This is a genomic window from Streptomyces sp. B21-105 (assembly GCF_036898465.1).
Lineage (GTDB): Bacteria > Actinomycetota > Actinomycetes > Streptomycetales > Streptomycetaceae > Streptomyces.
In genome coordinates, this window is sequence record NZ_JARUMJ010000001.1 from 732,041 (window position 1) to 747,075 (window position 15,035).

Annotated in this window: 10 protein-coding genes; 5 read left to right on the plus strand and 5 right to left on the minus strand. The window is 72.3% G+C overall.

The genetic code is table 11. From position 1 onward, the window contains the following. Nucleotides 1–41: 41 nt before the first annotated feature. The 4 genes from QA802_RS02995 to QA802_RS03010 all read right to left on the minus strand — a co-directional run bounded on the left by QA802_RS02995 (nt 42) and on the right by QA802_RS03010 (nt 5,782). Nucleotides 42–1,739 (minus strand): amidohydrolase, encoded by a 1,698-nt coding sequence (locus tag QA802_RS02995; RefSeq protein ID WP_334517895.1) that lies wholly within the window; start codon nt 1,737–1,739, stop codon nt 42–44. A 364-nt stretch (nt 1,740–2,103) separates the two neighbouring features. Beyond that, on the minus strand, nt 2,104–3,105 hold the full coding sequence (locus tag QA802_RS03000) for an ABC transporter permease (RefSeq protein ID WP_334517896.1): 1,002 nt from the start codon (nt 3,103–3,105) through the stop codon (nt 2,104–2,106). Further along, entirely contained in the window at nt 3,102–4,733 is a 1,632-nt protein-coding gene (locus tag QA802_RS03005) for a sugar ABC transporter ATP-binding protein (protein ID WP_334517898.1), read from the minus strand. The genes QA802_RS03000 and QA802_RS03005 overlap by 4 nt, the downstream gene beginning before the upstream one ends. 11 nt (nt 4,734–4,744) lie before the next feature. Continuing rightward, nucleotides 4,745–5,782, minus strand: coding sequence for a sugar ABC transporter substrate-binding protein (locus QA802_RS03010; RefSeq protein WP_319165301.1), 1,038 nt, complete (start codon nt 5,780–5,782; stop codon nt 4,745–4,747). Nucleotides 5,783–6,049: 267 nt separating this feature from the next. On the opposite strand from QA802_RS03010, the gene QA802_RS03015 reads away from it, so the two are divergent. From QA802_RS03015 to QA802_RS03025, 3 genes are all read left to right on the plus strand, one after another. Further along, the gene (locus QA802_RS03015; protein ID WP_319165299.1) at nt 6,050–7,087 is read left to right on the plus strand and encodes a helix-turn-helix transcriptional regulator; all 1,038 of its coding nucleotides are present in this window, start codon (nt 6,050–6,052) and stop codon (nt 7,085–7,087) included. Nucleotides 7,088–7,329: 242 nt separating this feature from the next. Beyond that, nucleotides 7,330–8,754, plus strand: a complete 1,425-nt coding sequence (locus QA802_RS03020; RefSeq protein ID WP_319165572.1) for a family 43 glycosylhydrolase — start codon at nt 7,330–7,332, stop codon at nt 8,752–8,754. 232 nt (nt 8,755–8,986) lie between these two features. Then, entirely contained in the window at nt 8,987–9,655 is a 669-nt protein-coding gene (locus tag QA802_RS03025) for a YceI family protein (RefSeq protein ID WP_319165297.1), read from the plus strand. Between the two features lie 184 nt (nt 9,656–9,839). Here the strand turns inward: QA802_RS03025 and QA802_RS03030 are convergent, their stop codons facing one another. After that, entirely contained in the window at nt 9,840–13,025 is a 3,186-nt protein-coding gene (locus QA802_RS03030; protein ID WP_334517904.1) for a glycoside hydrolase, read from the minus strand. Between the two features lie 328 nt (nt 13,026–13,353). Here QA802_RS03030 and QA802_RS03035 point away from each other — a divergent pair, with 328 nt between their 5' ends. Both QA802_RS03035 and QA802_RS03040 read left to right on the plus strand, forming a co-directional pair. Continuing rightward, nucleotides 13,354–13,971 (plus strand): hypothetical protein, encoded by a 618-nt coding sequence (locus QA802_RS03035; RefSeq protein WP_334534280.1) that lies wholly within the window; start codon nt 13,354–13,356, stop codon nt 13,969–13,971. Between the two features lie 171 nt (nt 13,972–14,142). After that, nucleotides 14,143–14,889, plus strand: coding sequence for a class I SAM-dependent DNA methyltransferase (locus tag QA802_RS03040; protein WP_319165292.1), 747 nt, complete (start codon nt 14,143–14,145; stop codon nt 14,887–14,889). Nucleotides 14,890–15,035 lie beyond the last annotated feature (146 nt).

Genomic DNA, 15,035 nt, shown 5'->3' on the forward strand with positions numbered 1-15,035 from the left:
CTTCCTGTTCCTTACTGTTTCTCCCTGTTTCTTCGTTCTCCTCAGCGTTCGTGGACGACGCGGCCGTCGAACACCGTCAGGTCGACCTCGGCGTCGGTGACGGTGTGCGGGTCCCGGTCCAGCAGGGGACGGTCCAGGACGCACAGGTCGGCGACCTTGCCGACCTCGATCGAGCCCTTCCACTCCTCGGCGAAGTCCTGCCGGGCCGGGTGGACGGTGTACGCGCGCAGCGCCTCGGCGAGCGGCACGCACTGCTCGGGTCCGCTCGGGCGGCCGCTGGCCTTCGACTCCCGCAGCAGCATCGCGCTCACCCCCTGCCGCCAGTCGGGTTCCGTGATCGGCGCGTCGGAGCTGGCGCACACCCTCACCCCGGCTTCGACGGCGGACCGCACGGGCCACTGGTAGGCGGAGCGCTCGGGGCCGACGACCTCGTCCATCAGGTCGGAGATGGTCCACTTGATGGCCGGGTTCATGTTGACGCCGTAGCCGTGGGCGGCCAGCTTGGCGAGGCTGCGCGCGCCGACGAAGTCGCCGTGGATGACGTAGTGCCGGGCGTCTGGTCGCGGCGCGGAGGCATTGGCGGCGACGAACGCGTCGACGACCTCGTCGATGGCCCGGTCGCCGGTGACGTGCACGCCGAGCTGGAAGCCGGCCTCGTGGGCGACGCGGATCATCTCGCGCAGTTCGCCGCTGCGCAGCGCGGGCGTGTCGCCGTGGACGCAGAGCGCGCCGTGGCCGCCGTCGGCGTAGGGCTCGTTCATCCAGGCGGTGCGGTTCGGGGGCACACCGTCGGCGAAGACCTTGACGCCGATGGCGTTCAGCAGGCGCGGGTCGGCGGACTCGGGGCGGCACAGTTCGGCCAGACCCTTGCGGACGTCGTCGGCCGAGCCGCCCATCGGCGCGGGCAGCAGCAGCACACTGACCCGGGCCTCGAGTTCGCCGCTCGCCGCGAGATCGGCGTAGGCGGTCCAGTTGTCGGTGCTCAGCCCGCCGAAGAGGGAGCCTGCGCCGCCGGGGCCGAGCCCCGGTTCGGTGTAGCTGGTGATGCCGCGGGAGTGCAGTTCGCGCACCACGCCCTGGATCGCCCGGCGGCGCTGGTCGACGGTGGGCGTGGGCAGACCGACGTTGACGAGTTCCTGGGCGGCTTCGCGCAGGATGCCGGCGGGGCGGCCGTCGGGGTCGGCGTCGATGACGCCGCCGGGCGGCGGCGCGCTGTCCGCGTCGACGCCGCAGCGGCGCAGCGCGGCGCTGTTGACCCAGACCAGGTGTGAGGAGAAGTGGGTGAGGCAGACCGGGTTGTCCGGTGCGACGGCGTCCAGGTCACGGCGGTGCGGGAAGCGCCGGGGGTCGGTGAGGCACTCCGCCAGGTAGCCGGCGTCCCAGCCCAGTCCGACGATCCAGTCGCCGGGGCGGGCTGCGCGGGCCGCCCGGCCGACCGCTTCGGCGATGTCGGCGATCGATCCGACCGCCGGGTGGCCGACGTCGAGGGCGAACGGCGGCTTGGTCATGCCGTACGCGGCTCCGTGGAGGTGGGAGTCGTTGATGCCGGGCAGCACGGTCCGGCCGCCCAGTTCGACGAGCCGGGTGCCGGGTCCGGCCAGGGCGCGCATCTCCACGTCGCTGCCGACGGCGACGATGTCCCGGCCGCGCACGGCCACGCCCTCGGTCACGGTGAAGTCGCCGTCGACGGTCAGGACCTGACCACCGGTCAGGACGAGGGAGGGGGCGGTGTCGTTCACGTGAGTCCTCTCGGAGCGGGGCGGAGCGGAGGGTGGAGCGAGTCGCGACGCGGATGACGGTTCGCGGCGTTCGAACGGCCGGGGAAGTCGGCTCGGACGAACCGGGCGGTCGTGAAGGGGCATGCGGGTGCGGGCAGGCCGGACGGTCGAGGAGGGGCAGACGGTCGAGGAGGGGCAGTCGGCGCGGACAGGGCGGGCGGTCCGGGAGGGTCGGGGCGAACCGGGCGGTGGGGCGGGGCAGACGGTCGGGAAGGGGCAGTCGGCGCGGACAGGGCGGGCGGTCCGGGAGGGTCGGGCGGCTGGGGCAGTCGGGGGCAGTCGGCGGGGCGTGCGGTCGGGATGAGTCGCAGTGGTCCGGCCGGGCTTACCGGTGCAGCCGGGGTCCGAAGAAGGCGAGCGCGGCGCCGGCGACGAGTGCGGTGCCCTGGGCCATCTGCTGCCAGAACGTCGGCACGCTCAGCAGTGTCAGCCCGTTCTGCAGACAGCCCAGGAACAGTACGCCGAGCAGGACCCCGAGGACGGAGCCCGACCCGCCGGTCAGCGCGACCCCGCCGAGGAGCACCGCGGTGAGAACCGTCAGCTCGAATCCGGCGCCCGAGGTGCCGGCGACGACGCTGTCCAGCACCGAGGCCTTGATCGCGCCGGCGAGCGCGGCCGCGACGCCCGTCACGACGAACAGCGCGAACGGGGTGCGGCGGACGCCGATGCCGGAGAGGTAGGCGGCCTCACGGTTGACGCCGATCGCGAAGACGTGCCGGCCGGCCGGAGTGAGCGCCAGGAACAGCGCGCCCGCCGCGAGGACGACGGCGGCGATCACGACCGGTGCGTCGATCCCGGCGATCCGGGACCCGCCGAGCCAGGCGAACCCGGAGCCGAAACCGCTCAGCGGCAGCGGGAAGAGCTGCTGCGCGAATCCGCGCACCGCCGTCAGCATCCCGAGGGTCACGATGAACGCGGACAGTCCCAGGTAGCAGCACAGCACGCCGTTGACTGCGCCGACCGCCGCGCCCGCCGCCAGCGCGCCGAGCACGGCGACGACCGGCGACTGGTGCTGCTCCCCGGCGAGCCAGCCGGCCACCAGACCGCCGAGGGCGAGCGTGGAGCCGACGGAGAGGTCGAGGTAGCCGCTGATGACCAGCAGGGCCAACGGCACGGCCACGATGGCGACGGCGGCGGCGTCGGTGGCGATCCCGCGCAGGTTGCCGGTCTCCAGGAAGCTGCCGGTCGTCGACTGGAAGACGAGCACCATGACGGCGAGGACGGGCAGCAGCGGCTGCCGTCGTACGGCGTGGAGCGCGGTGTGGGCCGGCGTGCGCGCGGCGGGCAGCAGACGGTCGGCCGAGGGGGCGCTGGTCGCGGTGGTCATGCCGCTCCTTTCGAGGGCGAGGGAGAGGGAGAAGCCGGGGCTTCCGTGGGCGTCGGCCGGGCGGCTTCGTGGACGGCCGAGAGCAGGGCGGTTTCGGTGAGTTCGGCGCCGGACAGCACCCCGGTCACCCGGCCGCCGGAGACGATCAGACAGCGGTGGGCCAGCGCGACGACCTCCTCGGGGTCGCTGGAGGCGAACAGCACGGCCGTACCGCGCTGTGCGGCCAGCAAGGACACCACCTGGTAGATCTCCTGCCGGGCGCCGACGTCGACGCCCTGGGTGGGGTCGTCCAGCAGCAGGACGTCGACGTCGTGCGCCTCGTTGATCCATCGGCCCAGGACGAGCTTTTGCTGGTTGCCGCCGGAGAAGGCGGCCGCGGGCAGCCGGGGGTCGGCCGGGCGCAGCCCCACGGCTCGGGACAGCCCGGTGAAGATCCGCCGTTCCGCGCGCAGCGCCCGCACCCCCCGCCGGGCCAGCCCGCGCACCGACGGGAGCAGGGCGTTGTCCTGTGCGCTCAGGGCCCCGAACACGCCCTGCCGGCGCCGGTCTCCCGGAACCAGGGCGATCCCCGCGGCGAGCGCGTCCGCGGGCCGGTCGGCCGTGACGGTCCGGTCCCCGACGCGGACCGTTCCCGTGGTGGCGGGGCGTCTTGCGAAGAGGGTCTCGAGGATGCGGGTGCGGCCCGCGCCGATGAGGCCGTACAGCGCCACGATCTCGCCCTCGGCGACGTCCAGGTCCACGGGGCCGAAGCCCGGTCCGCGCAGGTCCGTCACCGCGAGACGGGCCGGGCGCGGGCCTCCCGGGCGCGCGGGCCGCGTGGCGTCGGACGGGTCTGCGGTCGTCCCCGGCCGGTCGTGGCGTTCGCCGGGCCCCTCGGGTCGCCGTCCCAGGCCGTGCGCGGGGGAAGCCGCTCCGGCTACGGCCTCGACCAGCTCCCGCCGGGTCCGTCCAGCCACCGTCGAGCGGTGGCTGACGCGGCCGTCGCGCAGCACCGTCACCGCGTCGGCCAGGCGTTCCACCTCGCCGAGCAGATGGGTGACGTAGACGATGGCCAGGCCCTGGGCGCGCAGGTGCTCCACCCGTGCGGCGAGGGCGTCGCTCTCGGCCCCGGAGAGGGCGGCGGTGGGCTCGTCGAGGACGAGTACCGAGGCGCTGCGGCTCAGCGCCTTGGCGATCTCCACCAACTGCCTTTGCCCCATGGGCAGTTCGCCGAGCCGGTCGCGCGGTGAGCAGGTCGCGGCGACCCGTTCCAGCAGGCCAGCCGCCACCTCCTCCTGGGCGCGCCGGTGGACGGTCCCGTACCGGGTCCACTCCTGCCCGAGGAAGATGTTCTCGGCGACCGTGAGGGAGTCGACGACGCTGAGCGTCTGGAAGATGATCGCGACTCCGGCGGCGATGGACTCGCGCGGGCTCAGCCGCGTGTAGGCGGTCCCGTCGATCTCCATCGTGCCGGCGTCCGGCGGGTAGGCGCCGCCGAGGCACTTGATCAGGGTCGACTTGCCGGCGCCGTTGTGCCCAAGGAGCGCGTGCACCTGCCCCGCCGGGACGGTGAGGTCCACGTCGTGGAGGGCGCGGACGCCGCCGAAGGACTTGCCGAGGCCGCGGACGCGGAGCGTGGGTTCGGTCATGGGGGGCGCGCCTAGGCGTTCTGGGCGAGCAGGGCGTCGATGCGCACGGTGTCTCCCGGCCCGACGAGGGTGACCGGCACCTGGACGCTCGGGTTCGCCTTCCCGGCGGCGACGGCGAGGGGCACGTCGACGACGGCCTCGGCGATGTCCTGCGGCGCGAGGGCGGCGGACGCCCGGTAGAAGGTGCCTTGTTTGATCGCCAGCAGGGAGGGGGCGGCGCCGTCCTGGCCGCCGACGAAGGTCTTGGCGTCGGTCGTGGCGCGGCCCGTCTGCTGAAGCGCCTTGTACGCGCCGTACGCGGCGGCGTCCGTGACCCCGAGGACGAGGTTGAGGTCGGGGTGCTTGGCGAGCACCGCCCGGGCTTTCGACAGGCCGGTGTCGGGGTCGATGGCCTGTTCCCGGGCGACGACGTCGACGCCGGGCGCGGCCCTGGTGAAGGCGTCGATCATGCCCTTGGTGCGCTCGCGGCCCAGCTGGATGGTGTCGTCGGTGAGGAAGGCGATCTTCCCCTTGCCGCCGAGCTGTTCCTGGGCCCACTGGGCGGCGGCCTCCCCGAGAAGGGTGCCGCCCTTGAGGAAGTTGAACTGGATGTCGGCACTCTGGTGTTCCAGGGACCCGCCGTAGGTGACCCAGATCAGGCCGGCGTCCGTCGCGGCCTTCGCGAGCGACTCGGTCGCCTCGAAGACCATCGGGAACGACACGATGGCGGGGATCTTCTGGGCGACCCAGGTGCGCAGGTTGCCGGCCTGGGTGTCGGCGCTCGCGGCGTCGTTGGTGGTCACCAGGGAGACGCCGCGCTTCTTCCCGGCGGCCGTGGACAGCTTGACGAGCGCCGAGTAGAGCGGGATCTGCGTGAACGGGTAGTCCAGACCGATCTTCGTCAGGGTCTTCGCCCCGGCGCCCGACGCCCCCGCGGCCTGTGCTGAGCTCGCGCCGCCGCCCGGCGCCGAGCAGCCCGCGGCGCCCAGCAGGGCGGCGGCGAGGGTCCCGCCGGACAGCCCGAGGAACTGCCGGCGCGAGGCGGAGGGCGGGGACGGGAATCGGTTCATGGCGGGTCTGTTCATGGCGGCGCTCTCCGGGGGTCGCGGGGGCCCGGCCTCGCTGGCATCGGGGCATCGGGCGTCGGGCGTCGGGCTGTGCCGAACAGGAAAGACCCGGGCGGCCCGGCCCGCCATCCGTACAAATACCGACCGGCGCGGCGGCGGCCGTCGGCGCACTTCGGTCACGAATCGGCGAACGGCTTGTCGGACCGCCCGAACAGCCATACCGTTAGGGACCAAACGACACTCCTGGTCGTGGGTTCCCGGAGGCCCGCCATGATCAGCCACCAGCAGCTCGCGGCGGCCGCCCGCATCGGCATGCTCACCCGCGAACGGGACACCGCCTCAGCCTGCGCCCAGGCCCTGGACGAACTCGGCCGGGCCCTGCCCCTCGACGCGGCGACCCTGCTGGCGATCGACCCGCGCACCGGTGCCCACGTGCAGCTCGCGGGCATCGGCTACCCGGCCGGGACGTCCGAGTCGCTCGCCGTCGAGTTCGCCGCCACCCCCTGGTACGCCAACGTCGTCCGGCAGACGCTGCCCCCGTCCATCACCGAGGACGTGGAGGACACGACGTCCGGCGGACAGCGGTTCCGCAACGGCTGGTTCTACGCCGAGCGGGTCCGCCCGGCGGGCTTCCGGGACGCGCTGACCGGTGCCCTGCGCCATCAGGGGCGCCTGGTCGGCCTGATCAACCTGTCCGTCGAGGGCTCTGGCGCGTACGACACGGACGCGCGGCGGCTGCTCGCCTCGGTGCTGCCCGCTCTGGGCGCCCTCGCCGACCCGGTCGCGCACACGGGTGACGTGCACGACCTGCCACCGGGATCGGGCGCGAGCCTGGTCACGGAGGCGGGCGTCATCGACCTCCCCGGCCGTGCGCCCGCCGAGGTACTGGCGGACGACGCGTTCGCCCGTCTGGTCGGGGCGTTCACGGCCGCGGGCGGGGTGCGGCTGCGCGCGCTGTGGCCGGCGGGCCGCGCATGGCGGCGCGTCGTGCTGAGCCGGTGCACCGCGGGCTCACCGCTGGCCAGGGACGCGGTCCTGGTGACCGAGACGCCCACCGAGTTGCCGTACGGCCTGAGCCCGCGCGAGCTGGAGGTCCTCACCCGGGCCGCCCGCGGCCAGACCAACCAGGCCATCGCCCAGGCGCTGTTCCTGTCCCCGCGGACCGTGCACAGCCATATCGAGCACCTGCTCCGCAAGACCGGCAGCGCCTCACGCGCCGAGGCGACGGCCCTCGCCCTGCGCGACGGCCTGCTGCGGCCCACGACGGAGGACCTGGAGCACTTCGTCGAACGCCTGCCGGCCCGCTGACGTTCCGCCCCTGCGACGCGGCGACGCGGCGACGCGGCGACGCAGGGATGCTCCTGCGACGGAGGTGTTGACCGGCGCAGGTACAGAACCTATCTTTTGGCCGAGTTTACGAACGCTGTTCGATATATCGACAGCGGCAAAGAGGGCGGCATCTCCGCGACAGCCGCAGCCGTATCCGCCCGCACCCGCACCTGAGGGAGTAGTCCGTGAGACCTGAACTCACCCGTCGAACGGTCCTCGGCATGATCGCCGGATCGGCCGCCGCCGCCGTCACCGGCGTCTCGGCCGGTACCGCTCACGCCGCCGTGCCCGCGTCACCCGGTGTGACCTACACGAACACCATCGCCGAGCAGCGGGCCGACCCGCACATCTACAAGCACACCGACGGCTTCTACTACTTCACCGCCACGGTGCCGGCGTACGACCGGATCGTGCTCCGCCGGGCCACCACGATCCAGGGGCTGACCTCGGCCGCCGAGACGACCATCTGGACCAAGCACGCCAGCGGCGCGATGGGCGCACACATCTGGGCCCCGGAGATCCACTTCATCGACGGCAAGTGGTACATCTACTTCGCCGCCGGCGACGCCAACAACATCTGGAACATCCGGCCCTACGTCCTGGAGTCCACCGCGGCGAACCCGATCACGGGGCCCTGGACGGAGAAGGGGCGTATCGCCCTGCCGCTCAACACCTTCTCCCTGGACGCGACGACCTTCGCCGTGGGCGGCACCCGCTACCTCTCCTGGGCGCAGAACGACCCGGCCGTCGGCCCCGGCACCAACATCTACCTCGCGCAGATGTCCAACCCATGGACCATCACCGGCGCCCCGGTCATGATCAGCCGGCCGACCGCCTCGTGGGAGACCGCCGGAGGCCAGACGGTCAACGAGGGCCCGGCCGTGATCCAGCGGGGCGGCAAGGTCTTCCTGACCTTCTCGGCCAGCGCCACCGACGCCAACTACTGCATGGGCATGCTGACCGCGTCCGCCGGCGCCGACCTGCTCAGCGCCTCGTCCTGGGCCAAGTCCACGGGCCCGGTCTTCGCCAGCAACGCCGCCACCAGCCAGTACGGCCCCGGGCACAACCAGTTCACGGTCTCCGAGGACGGCAAGTCCGACATCCTCGTCTACCACGACCGCAGCTACAAGAACATCAGCGGCGACCCGCTCAACGACCCCAACCGCCGCACCCGCGTCCAGAAGATCTACTGGAAGGCCGACGGCACGCCCGACTTCGGCATCCCGGTCGCCGACGGTCTCACTCCGATCCGGCTCTCCTCGTACAACTTCCCCGACCGGTTCATCCGGCACTGGGAATACCGCGCCAAGATCGAGGCGAACGTCTCGCCGCTGGCCGACTCACAGTTCCGGGTCGTCACCGGTCTCACCGGCTCGGGAACCGTCTCCCTGGAGTCGGCGAACTTCCCCGGTTACTTCCTGCGCCACAAGAACAACGAGGTGTGGGTGGAGAAGAACGACGGGACGGCACTGTTCGCCGGCGACGCCTCCTTCACCGCCCGGGCCGGCCTCGCGGACTCCGCCGGGGTCTCCTACGAGTCGTACAACTTCCCGGGCCGCTACATCCGCCACTACAACTACCTGCTGTACACCCAGACTCTCAGCACGGCGACCGACCGGGCCGACGCCACGTTCTACACCCAGTAGGCCACCACCGCGGCCGTCACCGTACTTCCCGACCAGGATCCACCGCGCGCACACCGGCCCCGTGGCCTGTGAAGCCGGGTTGGCTCCTTCTCGTTCGGTGACGGCCGTGTGTGGATGTCGTGACCCCCCGGCCGCCGATGGACGTCTATGAACCCTTCGGTACCGATTCGGACCGTCGGCGCCCGGGGCACCGGCTTGCAGCGGTATCGGCCGTGCAGTAACCACGTGGATCATGAACCTGTTCACCCGCGGCGCGACCCTCCGGCGTTCGGCACCCGCCGCCACTCCCCAACCGCCCGTCGACCAGGCCGCGTTCACGCCCGCCGGCTCCGGCGGCCGGCCGGACCCCGCGCTCGCCGCGCTGACCGGCGAGTGGATGATCGACCCCGCGCACAGCCGGGTCGGCTTCTCCGTCCGGCACGCCCTGGTGACCACGGTGCGCGGGGCGTTCACCCGGTACGAGAGCCGCCTCTGCTTCGACGGCCGCGACCCGGCCCGCTCGCGCGCGGACATCGTGCTGGACACCGCCAGCGTGGACACCGGCGTGGAACAACGCGACGCCCATCTGGTCGGTCGCGACTTCCTGAACGCGGCGGCCTATCCGCGGATGCGCTTCACCAGCACCGCCGTACAGCTCGCGGGCTCCGACGTCTACCGCATGACCGGGGACCTCACCATCAGGAACGCGACGCGGCCCGTGGTCCTCGAACTCACCTACCTCGGCCACGTCGTCGACCCGTTCGGCTACGAGCGGGTGGGCTTCGACGGCACCACCACCATCGACCGTTCCGACTGGGGCCTGACCTACAACGCACGCCTGGCGGAGGGCGGTGCGATGGTGAGCGAGAAGGTGCGTCTGCAGTTCGACATCGCCGCCATCCGCACCCCCGGCGCGCGCTGACCGGTCCGACCCGGACGCGCCATGGCCAGGGCCATGGGCGACGTCCGGGCAGACCACACCGCGCAATCCGTGCGCGGGCCGCGGCGCAGCACCGGCCGCCGCGGCCCGAGGCCCCCGGTCTCGGGGCTCCAAAACCGCGGCGCGGGCGCCCGCTCGCCCGCACGGCCCCGCACCGCGTGCGGCCTCAGCGGCGGACGAGGCGGATCCGGTACGTCCGGGTCTGCGATCCGTCCTCGCCGGTCACCGTGACGGTCGCCGACCGTCCGCCGCGCTCGTCGCGATACTCGACGGCGACCTTCGCGTAGGGGTCGCGGGTCGTCGCCGTGACCGTGCTGCGGCTCGGGTCGCGGGTGACGACCCGGTAGGAGGTGGTCTCCGGGTCGAACGACGCGATCGGCGTGCCGGACACCTCGACGGACGCGGCGGCGGCGTCCGAGGCGGCTCCCGGGGCCTTGGCGAACACCTCGATCTCGCTCGCGGTGAGGTAGCCGCCCGGGCGCGCGGTCATGACGACCCGCACCGCGGACGCCGCCTTGGCCGCCAGCGGGACGTCGACCACCGGCGCGCCCTCGCTGCCGACCGCGACGGGGCCGCTCGCGTCCTCCCAGGTCCCGGTACCGGCCGCACGGACCTGCACCTTCAGCGTCTCGGGGAACGAGGCGCTGTTCCCGTCCCGGTAGAAGTGCGTGACGATCCGGCTCAGGTCGCGTGCCTCGGGCAGGGTGAAGGTGATCGTGTCGGACGGGTTCTTGGTGGTCCCCGGCTTCCAGTTGGACCAGGCCTTCTCCGACAGGTCCCCGTTGCGCAGGCGCTCCGCGGAGTACCCGCTCTCGGTGAACGTGGCCGCGACCGAGACGCCGTCCTCCGCGGCGATGTTGGTCTGCACGGGTTCGGTGACCTGTACACGTGCCGTCGCATCGACCGTGCCGCCGCCGACGACCCGGGCGACGCCGCGCAGGGCGACGACTCCGGTCCCCTCGAACGACCCTTCGGGCGCCGCGTCCCACGTCACCGGAAGGTCGACCCGGCCGCCGCGGCGGCCGACGCCGACGACGGTGGCCGGGAGGTCCGGCGTGCCGCCGACGTAGGTCTTGGCCCGACCCGCGAGGGTCGAGGCGATCGTGTCGACGGTGACGACCGCGACCGCGGGGACCGTCCGTCCGAGGGGGTCGGTCGCCTCGCCCCTGACCCGCACCGTCCCGGGAGCGCGCCAGGTCCGGTCGGCCGGGAGCTTCCACACGACGGGAAGCGCGCCGCGGGCGCCGTCGCGGAACACCGGCGTCACGGTCTTCGGCAGTTCGGGCCCCAGACCCGGGACGGTGAACGCGTCGGCGGGCTCGGTGCGCAGCACCGTCTCGTCGATCACGGACCAGCGCTGGTTGGCCGCGGAGGTCGGGGTGTAGGTGGACACCTTGGCGCCGTCCGCGGTCGACTGTCCGGCGACGTCGAGCAGCCGGCCTGTGGCGGCGTTGACGAACGTCCATGTGCCGTCGCCGGTCGTCGACATGATCCACTGTGCGGCTTCGGCGACCCGGCCCTTCTCCGGCTTCTCCAGAACGGCCTGGTCGTCGCGCACGGTGAGCAGTTCGCCGGTGCCGGTGCGGGCGAGCGCGTAGCGCTCACGGTTGTCGGTGCCGCGCGTCAACTTCCGTACGGACCACAGCTGTCGGGCGCTGCCGCCGTCGTCGGTGCGCAGCACGACGCCGGTGCCGTCGTCGGAGGGGGCCAGTGACTTGCCGCTCTGCGTCCCCTGGAGCCGGTAGACGTGCCCCGGCTGGACGAGTGCGGCGTCCTTCGCCACGCCGCCGACTCCCTCGACGAGGAAGGTCGTGACCGACTTGGCGGGAACGGCGAGGGTGGCCGACCGGTCGGTCACCCGGACCGGCGTGCCCCGGACGAGGGCGCCGTCGGCGCTCGTCACCACGGGGGTGACGAAAGCCCCGCGCGCGACCTTGCCGAAGCGGGAGAGGTCGAGGGTCACCGAGCGGGCGGAGGTGGTGCCGTTGACGTGCACGACGGTCGCCGTACGGCCGGACTTCTGCACCGCGGCGACGCTCGACGGATCGTCGGTCTTCACGAAGTGGTCGCCCGGGCGGATGTAGTGGGTGAAGTTCCGGATGGTGTGGAACTTGGAGTTGGTGCGGATCGGGCAGCTCTGCAGGGTGTCCTCGGCCGTGCAGTTGAACGGCACGTGGATGCTGCCCCAGTTCTTGCCCGCCGCGGCCTGCGGGATGGCGTCCTCGATCGGCTGCCAGAACACCCAGGCCGAGGGCTCCAGTTCACGCATGTCCTCGACCATGCGGGTGGCCATGCCGAGCCCGGGTTCCATGCCGGTGAAGTCGGTGCCGGTGCCCCAGGTGCCCTCGACCTCGCTCATCCACAGCTTCTTGTCCGCGCCCTTGGCGATGTCCCGGGCGCTGGTGCGCATGCCCGTGCCGTAGGTGTGCACGTTGAGCTGGTCGAGGGCGGCGCGGGCCGGGGCACCGTAGGCGTTCCAGTTCTGGGTGAAGATGGTGGGGTTGGTCTCGTCCATCGCGGAGATCCGGGCGTTCGTCTTCGCGCCCCGGAGCGCCTTCTCGAGCGCGAGGACGACCTTCTGCTGGAGCTCCGGGCCCGCGTGGGCGCCCTCCTGGCGTCCGCCCGTGGGTTGGCCGTTCGCTCCGATCTGGGTTCCCCAGTAGGGCGTGTTGGGCTCGTTGAGCGGGTCGATCGTGTCGAACTCGATGCCGTGCGCCTGCTCCAGACGCTCCGTCACCTTCGTCAGGTACGTGGCGAAGGCGTCGACACGGTCGGCGCGGATCTGGTCGGTGCTCGCGTCGAAGCCTCCGGAGACGTATCCGCTGACGGTCTGGAACCAGGGCGGCGAGTTGCTGAAGGCCTCCCATCGGCTGACCTTGTCCTTGATCTGGTCCACCCACCAGCGCTGGCCGGCGTCGGCGTCCCAGTTCCACTGGCCGGGGTCGTCGGGGTTCCACCAGTCGACGTCCTGCCGGGTGGTGCCGGCGGGGGCCTTCCAGAAGCCCTCCATGGTGGCGCCCGGTTTCATGTAGTCCGTCCGGACGTCCGGCGCGTTGCCGCCGCCGATGTTGTACCGGGCGATGGTGAGGCCGAGGCCGTCGTCTCCGAACAGCATGTCCACGAGGCGTCTTCGGATGGGGTCGGGGTAACGGCCGGTGGCGTTGGCGAACCAGACGAGACTGGTGCCCCATCCCTCGAACTGCTGCTGCTGATACGAGGGGTCGACGCGGACGGTGACCGCGCTCTGCGGTGCGGGATCCGCGCTCGCCGGGGGCGCGGCCATCAGACTCGCGCCGAGCGCCAGGGGAACCGCGGGCGCCAGAGCCCGGACGATGCGATGCCGAGAGGACACGGCACTCCCTTTCACAACACAGAGGCGAACAGAACCAAACAGAAAGAATCGCGCACTGGGCATGTTTGAGGATGGCAATGAACTCGTCAAGATGTCGGACGAGCCGGAACCCGAGTCGCCGTCACGCCAGTTCGACGCGGCCGGTCGTTGACATGCACAAACCACGACCCCTAGCCTCCGGGAAAAAGCGGAAAGCGCTTACCGTCCTGTTCCCCGACAGGATCGATCAGGACCGGTATCTGAACGGCCGTCACCTCTGCACCGTCGTCCCCCCACCTTCGACGGTCACCCCCCACAGGAGGCCCCCATGCGTACACGCCGAGACCCGATGCCCGCGCGACGCACACCCGCGCCCTGGCCCGCCACGGCGGTCGTCGCCGCGCTGGCCGCCGCCGTCCTGGCCGGTCCGGGCGTCGCCCAGGCCGCCCCGCGGACCACGGCGCCGGCGGCCGAGGAGCAGGCAGCCGCCACCATCACCTGGACGCTCCAGAGGGCGAGCAACCCCACCGCGGACCAGCGCACGGCCTACGACCTCATCACCAGGGCCATGAACGCCGCCGTCTCCCGGTACAACAACCTCAGCGACCTGGGGAAGTCCCTCACCGTCCGCTACGACCCGGGCGTGCCCACCGCCGACGGGAACATCAACGGAACCATCCGCTTCGGCAACCGCGGTTACATGACCGAGCGGACCGCGTTGCACGAGATCGCCCACACCATCGGCGTGGGGACGAGCGGACGCTGGTCCGCGCTCGCCGGCAGTGGCATCTGGACCGGCGCCCAGGCCACCGCCCTGGTCCGGCAGTTCGACGGCTCGAGCGCCGAACTGTCCGCGGGCGGCGGCCACTTCTGGCCCTACGGCCTCAACTACGAGAACGAGTTCTCCGCCACCGCGGCCGACCGCCACGTACGGATCGTCGCCGCCATGGTCCGCGACGGCCTGTGACATGAAGGGCGACGGAGCGACGGGCGGCTGAGCGGCGGGAAACCCCTCCGCCGCCCCGGCGTGCTCCGCCGCCCTGACGTGTCCTGACCGGCTCGCGCCGCCGCGTACGGCCGGAGCGCGGGCGGTAAATCCGTCGACAGCGCACCACTGCCACCGGCACAGTGGTCGCCCGTGACGAGCAGTGAGATGTGGACGCGTGCCACCGCCGACCGCTACGACGCCGAGGAGACCGAGATGTCCTCGGCCGCCGTTCTCGGACCCACCCTCGCCTTCCTGTCCGAGCTCGCCGGGGACGGCCGGGCTCTGGAGTTCGCCATCGGGACCGGCCGGGTAGGCGTCCCGCTGCGGGAACGCGGCGTGCCGGTCGTGGGCGTCGAGCTCTCCGAGCACATGACGGCGGTGCTACGGCGCAAGATCGACCAGGACACGCTCCCGGTGGTCTTCGGTGACATGGCCACCACCGTCGTCCCCGGCGAGTTCAACCTGGTGTACCTCGTCTACAACACCATCACGAACCTGCTCACGCAGGACGAGCAGGTCGAGTGCTTCCGCAACGCCGCACGCCATCTGGCGCCCGGCGGCCGATTCGTCATCGAGCTGAACGTGCCGCCGCTGCGGTTCCTGCCGCCCGGCCAGGTCGCGGTGCCGTTCGACGTCTCCGAGCGGCATCTCGGCTTCGACACCTTCGACCTCGTCGAGCAGATCCTCGTCTCCCACCACCTCACCCTAGACGGCGACGGCGACGGCGGCCGCTACCGCCGCGACGCCTCCCGGCACCGGTATGCCTGGCCCGCCGAGCTCGACCTGATGGCCCGGATCGCCGGGCTCGAGCTGGAACGCCGCGTCGCCGACTGGGACGGGTCACCGTTCACCCAGGACTCCGCGAAGCACATCTCTGTGTGGCGCAAGCCGGTCTGAGGCCCGCCGGCCTCCGGGCCGTCGACATGAGGACGGCCCCGCACCCGGGACAGGGGTGCCGCCTCACCCTCCGTGTCCTCCGCGTCCGTCGCGCGATCGGCTGGTGTGGGCGAAGCGACGCCCGGTGTTATTCAATGAGGTGTGCG

What these genes read in the sequence shown, in the direction of transcription:
- QA802_RS03035 (WP_334534280.1), top strand. Translation starts at nt 13,354, where the DNA reads ATGCCCGCGCGACGCACACCCGCGCCCTGGCCCGCCACGGCGGTCGTC.
- QA802_RS03020 (WP_319165572.1), top strand. Translation starts at nt 7,330, where the DNA reads ATGATCGCCGGATCGGCCGCCGCCGCCGTCACCGGCGTCTCGGCCGGT.
- QA802_RS03015 (WP_319165299.1), top strand. Translation starts at nt 6,050, where the DNA reads ATGATCAGCCACCAGCAGCTCGCGGCGGCCGCCCGCATCGGCATGCTC.
- QA802_RS03010 (WP_319165301.1), bottom strand. Translation starts at nt 5,782, where the DNA reads ATGAACCGATTCCCGTCCCCGCCCTCCGCCTCGCGCCGGCAGTTCCTC.
- QA802_RS03025 (WP_319165297.1), top strand. Translation starts at nt 8,987, where the DNA reads ATGAACCTGTTCACCCGCGGCGCGACCCTCCGGCGTTCGGCACCCGCC.
- QA802_RS03005 (WP_334517898.1), bottom strand. Translation starts at nt 4,733, where the DNA reads ATGACCGAACCCACGCTCCGCGTCCGCGGCCTCGGCAAGTCCTTCGGC.
- QA802_RS03000 (WP_334517896.1), bottom strand. Translation starts at nt 3,105, where the DNA reads ATGACCACCGCGACCAGCGCCCCCTCGGCCGACCGTCTGCTGCCCGCC.